The organism is Thalassospira indica (assembly GCF_003403095.1).
GTDB lineage: Bacteria > Pseudomonadota > Alphaproteobacteria > Rhodospirillales > Thalassospiraceae > Thalassospira > Thalassospira indica.
In genome coordinates this window covers 983,840-995,523 of record NZ_CP031555.1, presented here as the reverse complement: position 1 = coordinate 995,523, position 11,684 = coordinate 983,840, and the positions used below count along the sequence as shown (strand labels likewise).

Genomic DNA, 11,684 nt, shown 5'->3' with positions numbered 1-11,684 from the left:
CATGATGAATAAGCGCAAAGCCGTTGCAATCGCCATTGCCCGTGAACAGCAGATCGCCCGTTCGATGGAAATCCTGTTCGCCGGTACCATTCTGGCTATCATCGCATCGCTTCTGGTCATCTGACCTACGTTTCGCTTTCATCATTAGCGTCCCTGTTCAAACCAAATGGCAAACCAACTGGTTTTGAAGAGACCTTCTTTTAAATAGCCCCATGACACATCACAGCGTCTTTTCGGTCATCATTGCGCGAATTATCAGCCCGGTTGTCTAAGGACACCGGGACGTATCTGTTCGCCTTTTTGATGCACTGAATATCTGTGAGCATTGTCATGACTGATCATGCATTTGCTGCGTCCGCAATGGACGCACATAGCCCCAAATCCGTTTACTGCTTTTCCGTTCACGCCGCAGCCGAACCGGACGTGATGCCGCGCGTCCTCGAACTGTTTGCCAAGCGTAATCTGGTTCCGGCCAGCTGGCATTCGACCGTTGCCAATGGTCTGCGCGGTTACGAGGAACTTCAGATCGACATTCAGGTCCAGCAACTTGAAACCAAAGTTGCCGAGCACATCGCGCGCTGCCTGCGACAAATCATTCACGTGAATGCGGTTCTGACATCGGAAAAAGGCTATTCAAACTCTGCGCTTAGCGCGTAGGCTGTCTTGGTTGCGGCACTGCAAAACTGGCAGTGCCTCTGCCCGACAGGAGTTCTGAATTGGCCTATCTTGATCATATCCATGCGTGCAACAACGCCAATCTGTCACGCTATGCCCGGTTTCGCATTGGCGACCTTCCGGTCGGTGCCATCCGGTCAGAATTTGCCAGCGCCCTTACCGCGCTTGGGGACAGCTTCATCCGTGACGAGAACGGCGAATATGGTTTTGGTTCGCACATCAAAACCATTGATGCGCGGAACCAGACCCTGATCGAGGCGACCGAAGCCCTGTGCGAGCAAGGCGTAATCAAGCACCTGCATGGCGAGAAGTTTGATATCCGCAATCGGCTTTCCGACGATCCGTTGTGCCAACTGGATCGGTTTGCCATGCCCTATTTCGGCTGTCGGTCTTGGGGCGTGCATATGAACGGCTTTGTCCGCAAGAATGATGGCATTCACATGTGGATTGCCAAACGCGCGCTGGACAAGCCGACCTACCCGGGGATGCTCGATAACATGGTGGCGGGCGGTCAACCGACCGGTCTTGGTTTTCGCGAAAACATGATCAAGGAATGCGCCGAAGAAGCTGGCATTCCAGCAAACCTTGCTGAAAACGTCTTGGCGATCGGTACTGTTTCATACCTTTATGAAACCGACGAAGGCTTGAAACCCGATGTGATGGTCAATTTCGATCTGGAATTGCCAGAAGACTTCGTCCCGCATTGCGCCGATGGCGAAGTTGCACAATTTGATCTGCTTCCCATCGGCGAGGTCGCCGAGATCGTCCGCACCGGCTTTGATTTCAAATTCAATTGCGCCCTGGTGGTGATCGACTTTCTGATTCGCCACGGCTATCTCACCGCGGATAATGAGCCATCCTACTGCGAACTTGTCACTGGCCTTCACCGCAGCCTTGAGCCCTGATGCGGCCTTTGCCGATACCGTAAACAAGAATGGCACCATCCCGATACGGGCGGTGCCATTTCCTTACAGGCTTATAGAAAATTTACTGACGCGGCGTATTTGGCCCGCCCATCAAGGCGCCCACAGCCATCACCGTCAGCTTGGCGCGCAGTTCCGGATCAAGCTTATCAAGGTCACTTTGTTTACTGCGAAGCGCCTTGACCGCTTCATTGATCAGTTCCTGACGACGCTCGTCCTCAGGCGTTGCGATCTTGCTTTTCTTTTTGCCAAGCTTGGCATCGGCGGCATTCAGCGCCTTCATGATTTCAGTATGCGGGGCGTCGGCCTGTTCGGTCAGGGTTTCGGCAAGGGCAAGCGCACGGGCTTCTTCCAGCGACATGCCTTCTTCCTGATGGGCAAGGGCGCGGTCTTCGATGCGACGCGCCTGACGCGCCTGAGCGGCTGTTTTTTCCGCAGTGGCGCTGTCACGAATGTGCAGGGATTGCGCGTCATTATAAGCCTGAATCGCATCCCGGCCTTTTTTGCCGACAAAGACGCGCATCAGCGTTTCCTTGAGCAATCCCATCAAATCATCCCTTGATTAAACATCCCGCGTTCGGATGCAACTGGTGTGAGATCAGTATGCGTCCAAAGAGTTTCGAAAACATTGCACCGAAAGACGGCGAAATTTTGCAGCGTTCTAAATATGTTGTGCGACGCGGGTTTCTTCAACTGCCAGAATGTAGTCGATCAGTGCCTCGCAGTCGCTTGTTTGCAGATGTTCAAGATCACAAACAAAGTCGACATTCCCCGCAGCCGGATCATCGGCATGACCGACAATACCGACTTTGACATATTCCGCGTCCAGTGCATCGAGTGCGGAAATCAGATCGGCAACACTGACCCGATCTTCTGCCGTCATGGACGTTCGGATCAAAAGCAGGATATCGGCGTCGCAATCAATCACCTGCAGGGCAATGGATTGTGCATCGGAATAGCGGGGTGCCACATCGACGTCAAACCCGCCATCGGCAAACAGGGTTGCGACATGTTTGTGGTGTTTTTCTTCGACGGAGGATGCCGTCGCCAGAAGAAGACGCGGATGGCGTCCTTCCATTTCGGCGAATTTGGCCAGACTGCTCGCAAGTTGAGGAGACGTCATGTTACCTCGCTTGAAACTGCCCTTTGCCATACGATACGGCAAAGCGGGCCAGTGCAGATGTCTTGCACTGCACCCCCAGTATCCCTGTCAAAACCTTGGCTGACAAGCCTTGCGATCAAAACAGTATTTACCAGCCTGCCATTGCAAGCGGATCGACACCAATCACATGACCATGCCCACCCAGGATAAGGAGATAAAGAACAATCCCGGCAAGGATATCCCGCCCCCGAAAGGCATCCTTTAGGCCTGATAGCGAAAAGCGTCGGGTTGCTGCCAGAAGGATCGCCTGTTCGCCATTCGTCATTCCGCGCAGCCGTATTTTTTCCATTCGCCAGAACCCGATCAGGGCAAAAATGCTGCTGCCGCCAAAGAACAGGACGGCGACGATATCACCATTGGCGATCGTGTGTCCGGCACCCCAAAGGATCATGCCCAACAGCAGTGGATGACGGCAAAACCGATTGATGCCGGGCTTTGCCGGATCAAAGCCGGTTTTTCGACCAATCGACAGCGGACAGGGTTGAAGAATGGCACAGGCCCACAAAATACAGGCAGGCAACATGACAACAACAAGGAGTTGCGCCTGCCATGTTTGATAGTCCCAAAGCCAAAACGACTCCGCGACCAAAACCTCGTGAATGACCCAGCCAAACAGCAGAACTGACAGGATCGAGAATGCAATAATATAGGGGCGGTACCCGATACGTCTTACAAGCCTTTCGCGCAGCAAGCCCGGAATAATATGGCCTGCAAGGAAAACGGTCACTGCAATTAAAAACCCTGCCAAAACGCGATCCCCTCTTTACATTGTGGCTTCAACATGCAAATTGCCCTGTTCGCGCAGACGGGCCGGGGTGCGAATCTCCAAGCCCCTTGCGTTACACGATATTAGGCGATACGTCTGTATCCCTGTTTGACATCGAACAACAAGCACCTGCCGTCAGATGTTCTGACCAGCAGACCAAGAAATACGGAATATACTCGAAATGAGCTGGACGCCGGAAAAGATTGAATTGCTGACCTCGCTCTGGAATCAGGGCTGGACCACGGCACGCATCGGTGAGGAACTCGGCGTCGGCAAGAACGCCGTCGTTGGCAAGGCACACCGCCTTGGGCTGCCCAAGCGCCCGTCCCCGATCCAGCGTCGTGCCGAGGAAGCAGAACAGAAAAAGGCACCGGCCCCCAAACAGCAGACCAAAGGCATTTCGATCTTTGATCTTGGTCCGGGCATGTGCCGTTGGCCGTTTGGCGACCCGGGCGATGACGACTTCCATTTCTGCGGCAAGAAAATCGTGCCGAGCAAGCCTTATTGCGACGAACATTGCGCACAGGCCTACCTTAACGGCAAGAACCCGCGCGAAGATAATCCCCCTGCACAGCAGGGTGGCCCCGGCGGCAAAGGCCCGCAGGCTGCAAACCGGAAGTAATCTGCTCTGCGCCTGGCAATTGCCCGCAGAGACACCGAGATACAAAAAAGCCGCCTGATCCGGGCGGCTTTTTCGTTAGGCGATATCAAGGTTCTGTTGGTTACCTTGTTTGCAGCACGTATTTGGCAAAGCCTTCCTGATCTTCGCCAACGAAGCTGATATTGTCAGGTGCGTTCACGGCCGAGGATGCCTTGGGGCTGGTGACAAACGTTACATCGGACGCCTCACCGATTGGGGCAAAGGTCCAGTTGCCATCTGCTTTCGGATCAATTTCCTTTTCGGTCAGGATATAGTTGGCAAGTACCGTACGGTTTTCATCGGGTGCCTCGACAATGATGGTCGATCCATCAAGGCCCGGGAAATTGCCACCACCGCCGGCGCGATAGTTGTTGGTCGCAACAACAAACTTCTGATCGGCTGTCACCGGTTTGCCCTCGAAGCTCAGATTGACGATGCGGTGACTATCGGGATTGATCACTTCGCCCGCCTTGTTGTAGCGGGCCGGTTTGGTGACATCGATTTCGTAGGTCACGCCATCAATCACATCGTAATTATAGGTCGGGAAATCCGGGTTGATCAGAGCCTGTTCTTCGCTGCTGTTCGGGTCAATCTGATTGAATTGGCCTGCTGACATTTCAAGCCATTCACGCACCTGATCACCATCAAGCAATACTGCGCGCACGGTGTTTGGATAGATATAAAGGTCCGCGACGTTTTTAAGCGCAATCTTGCCTTCGGGAATGTCGGTGAAATAGTCAGGACCACCACGACCACCGGCCTTGAACGGTGCCCCGGCCGACAGGATCGGGATGCCATCATATTCCGATCCGTTCAGGATCTTTTCGAGATACCATTTCTGAGCATTGGTCACGATCTGGATCGAAGGATCATCGGCCACAAGCGCAAAGAAGCTGTTGATTGGTGCCGATGTCGTGCCCACACCTTCGCGCATATAGGCAATGGTGGCTTCGTGCTCTTCCTTGACCGCGGCGATGATTTCCGGATCGGCTTCAACCAGCGGCGTCACGGTCCGGCCTTCGCGCTGATAGATCGGACGTGCATCAGACAGACTGTCGGTGACACTCCATTCGCCGTCATCGGACACATTCAAGGTCAGATCGATCACGCCAAGATGGCTGCCCCAGAAGCCCGGCATCACCGCGGCAACGCCGTTGATCGTGCCTTTGGCGATATCGACACCTTCGAGATCGGAAAAGGTCTCTGACGGAAACACGGTGTGGGCATGACCAAACAGGATCGCATCAATGCCATCGACTTCGGAAAGGTAATAGGTGGCATTTTCTTCCATGCCATTACGCGCCATGGTCGACAGACCGGAATGCGGAACGGCAATGACGATATCCGCACCCTTTTCGCGCATCTCCGGGACATATTTTTTTGCCATCTCAACAATGTCTTTTGCGATCACATTGCCTTCCAGATTGGCCTTGTCCCACTGCATGATCTGGGGCGGCACAAACCCGATCACACCGACCTTGGCCTTATGCACCTTGCCGTCATTATCGGTAAATTCCCGATCCAGCAGCACATAGGGTTCGAAATACGGCTTGTCGTTTTCGGGATTGTCATCGCCATCATCGACAAAAACGTTGGCACTGACATAGGGGAAGTTGGCACCGGCCAACGATTTACCCAGGAAATCGAGGCCATAGTTAAATTCATGGTTTCCGATGTTGGCCGCGTCATAACCAAGAAGGTTCATCGCCTTATAAACCGGATGGACATCACCGTCCTGAAGACCACGTTCCTTGGCCATATAATCGCCAAGCGGGTTGCCCTGGATCAGGTCACCATTATCGATAAAGACAACGTTCTCTGCCTCGCCACGCGCGGTTTTAAGCAGGGTCGCGACCTTTGCAAGACCAACCGTGTCTGACTCGCCATCACGGTAATAGTCATAATTAACCAGATGCGTATGGATGTCGGTGGTTTCGAGAATGCGCAAAGACACCGTGCTGTCGGCCAATGCCGTGCTGCTTACCAGTGCAAGTGCCATCGAAATCCCGGTCATCCGGGCAGCTTTTTTGTGAATGAATACCATCGAGCCGTGTCCCTGCTTATGCGTTAAACCGCGACAATCTAATCCCGTTTAAATGTCGGTGTTTTGAAGATTTTGCGAAAAAGGCAGGGCAAACACAAACAGAAACGCCTGCCAAGATCGGCAGGCGTTTCTGGTCAGGCGGGTATTTGACGATCAGGCTGGCTGCATCGCGGTTGATTTGTATCCGCGAATGACCTCGTTTCCGGGCTCGGGATCGTGTGGCACGTTCAGGGCCAACACCAGCGAGACAAAGGCCATGGCTGCCCCGGCAAGGAACACCGCACCCGGCGATATCAGCCAAAGCAACCCGAAGGCGGCCGGGATAAAAACAGCCGCGATATGGTTGATCGTAAAGCTGACCCCGGCGGTTGAGGAAATGTCAGCCGGGTCGGCGATCTTCTGGAAATAGGTCTTGATAGCGATCGCCAGCGCAAAGAACAGGTGGTCAATCACATAAAGACCACCGGCCAGAATGTGGTTTTCGACAAAGGCGTAAGAGACGAAAACAATAAACAATCCCGCATATTCAAAGACCAGCGCACGGCGTTCGCCCCATTTGCCGATCATCTTGCCGATCTTGGGGGCGAGGAACATGTTGATCACGTGGTTAAGCAGATACAGCAAGGTGATGGTTGCTGCGTCATAACCGAACTTCTCGACCATCAGGAAGCCGGCAAACACGGTAAAGATCTGACGGCGTGCGCCACTCATGAAAGTCAGCGCGTAGTAAAGCCAATAGCGTTTGCGCAGGATCAGCTTCTTGTTCTGCGGATGGGCATCGGCAAATTTCGGAAACGCCCCCCAGACAAAAAGCGCGGCCAGGATCGTCAGCGCACCGCCGAACAGATAGACGTAGCGATACTCGACCGCGAAAACTTCGAGCATCACCCAAACCATGCCAAACATGATCAGCGACGAGATTGATTTTGCCGACAGTTGCCGCCCCATGACCATGGCGGTGCGATCCTTACGCACCCATTGCAGTGACAACGCCTGCTGCATGGTTTCGAAATAATGGAAGCCGATCGACATCAAAACCGTCGTGCAATAAAGCCCGATTGCGGTCGGGAAATAACCCGATATGGCAACGCCAATTCCAAGCACCAGCAGTGACAGAACTGCAAATGTCTGTTCACGCAGAACCAGCAGCACAAAAATCGCGGTAAACGCAAGGAAACCGGGGATTTCACGCAACGACTGCAAAATACCGATCTCGCGGCCGGTGAAATCGGCCATTTCGACCGAAAAGTTGTTTAGCAGCGCCATCCAGGTCGAAAAGGATAGCGGCATGGCGGCCGCCATAACGATCAGCAGAACTTCCGGATTGCGCCAACCCTTATGGACCGGAGCTGCACTCACATTATTGGGGGCGTCGGGCGCATCACCAAGTGGGGCCGCGTGATTGCTGGCTTCCGGTATGATTTCCTTGGACATTGTACCTCCGAGGACAGGATCGTTGTGGTGGCGACGCCCCTGTCACATCTTGTGCGTTTTGGAATGCGACCAAGTTAAACCTGTCCGATCCGTCTGTCTTGCGGTAATCTGCCATCATATATCGCAATCAAGACAGTTTTGAATGTCGCCGCATCATGGTTCATATCCTCAATACCTTTGACGGACGTCCGGAACATCACAACAAGATCCCCCGCCCGCGTGAGTTGCCGCGCGCGGTATATGTCCGGGTCAGTGATATGCCTGCTGGCTATCATGTCGCGGCACACAGCCATGACTGGAACCAGCTTTTATATGCGATTGAGGGTACGATGACCGTGGTGACAGAGGCCGGGATGTGGATCGTGCCGCCACAGCGCGCAGTATGGGTCCCGCCCCACACGCAGCATGCGGTGACCTGCACCGGCTTCACCCGGGCCCGCCACCTTTATATCGGTCAGAACGTTGCGGCAAACCTGCCCGATCGCTGCATGGTTCTGGAAGTTAGCCCGCTTTTGCGCGAACTGATCCGGGCCGCAACGGAAATTCCGGTCGAATATGATGAAGATGGGGAGGAAGGCCGCCTGATCCGCGTATTGCTCGATCAGATCAAGGCCCCCGATCAGGACAAGCTTTACCTGCCTGCGCCCAAGGATACCCGACTGGCGCGCATTTGCGATCATCTGCAAGGCGACCCGGCTGATAACCGCACGCTTGAGGACTGGGCAAAGGTATGCGGCGCCTCAAGCCGGACGCTTGCCCGGCTTTTTCAACGCGAAACTGGAATGCCATTCCGCGAATGGCGGCAAAAACTTCGTCTGCTCCATGCGCTTGAAAAGCTCGCCAATGACCGTCCGGTGACCGAGATCGCACTTGATCTTGGCTATGAGACTCCATCAGCCTTTATCGCCATGTTTCGCAAGGCCACAGGCCGCACACCGGGCAGCTATTTCCGCTAGGCCCGGGATACTCAGTGGTCGTAACGGGTTACACGTGGTTTCGGCGGAATGATCTCGTGCTCGGGCTCAAGATATGTTCCGTACCGCTTCGTCACTTTCACATGGTCCGGGCAGGGCTTCTGCCCATTGGCACACATGTTGTGAAGCTGAACCATGAACTCCGAGGACAAACCGTTTCGTTCATGCGTCGCGTTTTCCGACGCCCGATTGGTAAACCTGCCATTGCTCAGACGATCAAGGCGCTTATCCGCTTTCGGTGCAACGGCACCGTCATGATGCATGACGCGGATACCTTCAAGGAAGGCCATCATTTCCATCACGGATTTTAGCATCCCGACGCTGTTTTCAAAGGTTCGGGTCACGGCGACCGATGCTTCTTCTATGTAGTCGGCAAATAATCCATCACCGTCTGCATCGGAAGGCTCGTATTTGTGTATGCCCGCTGCCATACGGCTTTTCCAAGCCTGATGGTTGGGCTCATTGACGCGACGCCCTGGAAGAATATGGCTGTTTTGTCCCCAGTCACGTCCATGACCGGTACAATTAACCTCACCCTTCCGGCGTGCCGGATGTGGTTCGTACGACATCATCTCTTTCCCCAGAGCGTAATAAGTGCGCTTCTCTGATATCCATGCCCTTACTTGAACGCAGATATTCCCACTCTGTGAACGGACATGTGTCTTATTATTTAATCCACAAATACCACAGGTTGTTTGCCGGAATTGCACATTCCATCCATATGAATATGCAAATTGTCCAAAAAACGTGGCAAAACCCAGCTTTTCGGCTTTGGAAAAGCACGCAGCAGCCAACAGCACCCAGATACACTATCCGGTCTGTTGCGCATTTATGCCTGGATCAGGAAACAGAAATACACACTGCGAGATCGCAAGTCAGCCTCACTTAGGGCAGTGATACCTACAGTTCTTTATGATCGGTCTTGAGTTTATTTTTAGTGCGAGACCCGTGATACGACATCATTCGCCGCTTGAATGCGGTTGCCATAGGCCATTGCCTTCGCACCATGGTTGAGCGACGGAATGCGTTCCGACGCACCCAATACGGCCAGTTGGTCAATCACGGCGAGCACCCACGGGCGGGTGTCATTGCCTTCGCCACCTGTTGACGACGTGTCTTTCGTATGGTCCAGAAGTCGCTCGTCTGCGCTGAAGATATCATTTTCATTGGAAACAGAACGAATAGCTTCCAATACGCGGACCAGCTCAGAAAGCGACTTCATCATATCGAAGGTCGCCGCAAGAGACTGGTTCACAGAAGACGGTTCTGCACCCTCCGCCATCTCAGGATCGCCAAAGCATGACGCTGCTGATGGTTCATCATCAAAGGATAGGAAAACCGGTTCCTGATCTTCCCGGCTCTGCCAGAAATGATGATTTTTCTCACCTTGACGACGTCCGGGTAACACGTGGCAGTTCTTTCCCCAGTCACGGCCGGGGCCGGCATAGTTCTTCTCCCCCGTCCGGCGTGCCGGATGTGGTTCTGTCGAATGCATCTAATCCCCAAGGTTCGGTGCACACACTGATAAGGGCCGCCAGCGTTTTCTGTTTTTCGTCATAGGCGGCATCTCTGTTTTTTGGATTTTTACCATGTGCAGCGGGGTGACAATGCACGAAGCGTCCAAAAAAATGTGCGAACCATCCAAAACACCTAATAAAGGGATTTCGAAAAAATAATCCCTAACATCCCGTATAGCCATAAGACCTTAAAACCAAAGGTATAATCCAGATCCCCTTACGCAATCATAATACCTTTGCGTTCATTTTTACCTAAACCTATACCTTTGTGGTTTTGACGAAACGCCCGGTTTCCGCTTAATATGAAAAAAATCTGGTATTAGAGATGTCGAATATTAATCCAGATGCACCCGCGCAAGTAGCGTTGTTTGCAATGAAGCAAAACCGGGAGTCAGGCATGACACAGTCAGCAACCCATACTTTTTTCACGGTCAATGACCTACCTATGTCCAAACGTTATGACGTTTGGCAAAGTAGTATTGACTGCATTTTCAGCGTCGAAACCCTTCCCGACATCCGCAAGAACAACTTCCATGCAACATTGGATGCGGATTTGTTGGGATCGATGATGATCGCCCGCACCAACAGCACACATCAGTTCTGGGAACGCAGTTCCAAGACAATCGCTGCCGACGGCATGGATCATTATATGGTCCAGCTTTACTATAACGGTGGCATGTCGACAGATGATGGCAAGGACGGCCAGGAAATAGAGGCTGACGGCTTGCTCTTTCAGGACCTGTCGCAAGTAGCACGGGCAACAACAAGCGATTTTGATAACCTTGCCTTCATCATTCCTCGCCCTCTTCTTGAAGACCGGCTTACCCTGCCCGAAGATCACAACATGCGGTTTCTAAGCCCGCGTGACCCGATGGTCCGGATTGTTGCAAATCTGATGCGCTCGCTGAAGGCCAATGCTTCGGCGCTCAAGACCGAGCATGCCCATGTGCTTGAAAACAGCTTTGCCGATATGCTTGCCGCGTGCCTCAATTCCGCATATGGCGAAACAAGCGAGACGACCAATAAACGCCAGAACCTTGAAGTCATGACGTTGATCCGGCGTTATTTCCGGGAGAATTTTTCGCGCCCCGACCTCACCCCGGACCGTGCGGCAAGAGAGTTAGGCATTTCACGATCCAAGCTGTATCAGTTGCTTGAAGAGCATGGCGGCGTTTATCGCTACACACGTGATCTGCGTTTGCGCCGTGCCAAGCAATTGCTTAGCACCACAACGAAGCGCCCCCGTTCCCTTTACGACGTCGCGCTCGAATGCGGATTTTCCAGTGACACGTCCTTCATCCGGGCATTTCGCGAAAAATTTGACATGACACCGGGTGATTTCAGACGCAGCCAGCAAAATGCATTGAATAACGTGCAGGACGCGGAAGGCAGTGAACGTGATACACGCTATGAAAAGTGGCTGCACACGCTTTGAAACGCCCCTTTTACCGCCAAGCCGTGTCAGAATTCCCGCATCTCTGACATGAAATTTTATCAGTATTGCCCGCCCCCAACTTACGATATTCCTGAAAACAGGTGCCAAGCACCC

General features: G+C 53.2%; 13 protein-coding genes. 6 read left to right on the top strand and 7 right to left on the bottom strand.

The genetic code is table 11. The features are described 5' to 3' along the window. The first annotated feature begins 1 nt into the window (after window position 1). The 3 genes from DY252_RS22660 (at window position 2) to DY252_RS04760 (ending at window position 1,580) form a co-directional block, all read left to right on the top strand. Window positions 2-124 (top strand): hypothetical protein, encoded by a 123-nt coding sequence (locus DY252_RS22660; RefSeq protein WP_269451506.1) that lies wholly within the window; start codon window positions 2-4, stop codon window positions 122-124. A gap of 206 nt (window positions 125-330) precedes the next feature. Then, window positions 331-657 (top strand): hypothetical protein, encoded by a 327-nt coding sequence (locus DY252_RS04765; RefSeq protein ID WP_008889296.1) that lies wholly within the window; start codon window positions 331-333, stop codon window positions 655-657. 59 nt (window positions 658-716) lie between these two features. After that, the gene (locus DY252_RS04760; protein WP_082923337.1) at window positions 717-1,580 is read left to right on the top strand and encodes an NUDIX hydrolase; all 864 of its coding nucleotides are present in this window, start codon (window positions 717-719) and stop codon (window positions 1,578-1,580) included. Between the two features lie 82 nt (window positions 1,581-1,662). On the opposite strand, the gene DY252_RS04755 is transcribed toward DY252_RS04760, so the two are convergent. From DY252_RS04755 to DY252_RS04745, 3 genes are all read right to left on the bottom strand, one after another. Continuing rightward, window positions 1,663-2,145: a hypothetical protein gene (locus DY252_RS04755; protein ID WP_064787440.1), complete on the bottom strand. Its 483-nt coding sequence runs from the start codon at window positions 2,143-2,145 to the stop codon at window positions 1,663-1,665. A gap of 114 nt (window positions 2,146-2,259) precedes the next feature. Further along, on the bottom strand, window positions 2,260-2,721 hold the full coding sequence (locus DY252_RS04750; protein ID WP_064787441.1) for a hypothetical protein: 462 nt from the start codon (window positions 2,719-2,721) through the stop codon (window positions 2,260-2,262). Window positions 2,722-2,848: 127 nt separating this feature from the next. Beyond that, window positions 2,849-3,487, bottom strand: coding sequence for an NnrU family protein (locus DY252_RS04745; protein WP_231959615.1), 639 nt, complete (start codon window positions 3,485-3,487; stop codon window positions 2,849-2,851). Window positions 3,488-3,707: 220 nt separating this feature from the next. On the opposite strand from DY252_RS04745, the gene DY252_RS04740 reads away from it, so the two are divergent. Continuing rightward, entirely contained in the window at window positions 3,708-4,148 is a 441-nt protein-coding gene (locus DY252_RS04740) for a GcrA family cell cycle regulator (RefSeq protein ID WP_063088632.1), read from the top strand. 100 nt (window positions 4,149-4,248) lie between these two features. On the opposite strand, the gene DY252_RS04735 is transcribed toward DY252_RS04740, so the two are convergent. After that, window positions 4,249-6,210, bottom strand: coding sequence for a bifunctional 2',3'-cyclic-nucleotide 2'-phosphodiesterase/3'-nucleotidase (locus DY252_RS04735; RefSeq protein WP_064787443.1), 1,962 nt, complete (start codon window positions 6,208-6,210; stop codon window positions 4,249-4,251). 153 nt (window positions 6,211-6,363) lie between these two features. Continuing rightward, window positions 6,364-7,644 carry an MFS transporter gene (locus DY252_RS04730; protein ID WP_129542681.1) on the bottom strand — a complete coding sequence of 427 codons (1,281 nt, stop codon included), beginning with the start codon at window positions 7,642-7,644 and terminating at the stop codon, window positions 6,364-6,366. 155 nt (window positions 7,645-7,799) lie between these two features. Here DY252_RS04730 and DY252_RS04725 point away from each other — a divergent pair, with 155 nt between their 5' ends. Beyond that, a complete protein-coding gene (locus DY252_RS04725; RefSeq protein ID WP_082923338.1) occupies window positions 7,800-8,600 on the top strand; it encodes an AraC family transcriptional regulator in 801 nt (266 codons plus the stop codon). Between the two features lie 11 nt (window positions 8,601-8,611). Here DY252_RS04725 and DY252_RS04720 read toward each other — a convergent pair whose 3' ends face one another. Together DY252_RS04720 and DY252_RS04715 are read right to left on the bottom strand one after the other, a co-directional pair. Next, window positions 8,612-9,418 carry a hypothetical protein gene (locus DY252_RS04720; protein ID WP_129542680.1) on the bottom strand — a complete coding sequence of 269 codons (807 nt, stop codon included), beginning with the start codon at window positions 9,416-9,418 and terminating at the stop codon, window positions 8,612-8,614. 134 nt (window positions 9,419-9,552) lie between these two features. Then, the gene (locus tag DY252_RS04715; protein WP_129542679.1) at window positions 9,553-10,113 is read right to left on the bottom strand and encodes a hypothetical protein; all 561 of its coding nucleotides are present in this window, start codon (window positions 10,111-10,113) and stop codon (window positions 9,553-9,555) included. Between the two features lie 419 nt (window positions 10,114-10,532). Between DY252_RS04715 and DY252_RS04710 the strand changes: the two genes are divergently transcribed. Continuing rightward, on the top strand, window positions 10,533-11,570 hold the full coding sequence (locus tag DY252_RS04710) for an AraC family transcriptional regulator (RefSeq protein WP_165374893.1): 1,038 nt from the start codon (window positions 10,533-10,535) through the stop codon (window positions 11,568-11,570). Window positions 11,571-11,684 lie beyond the last annotated feature (114 nt).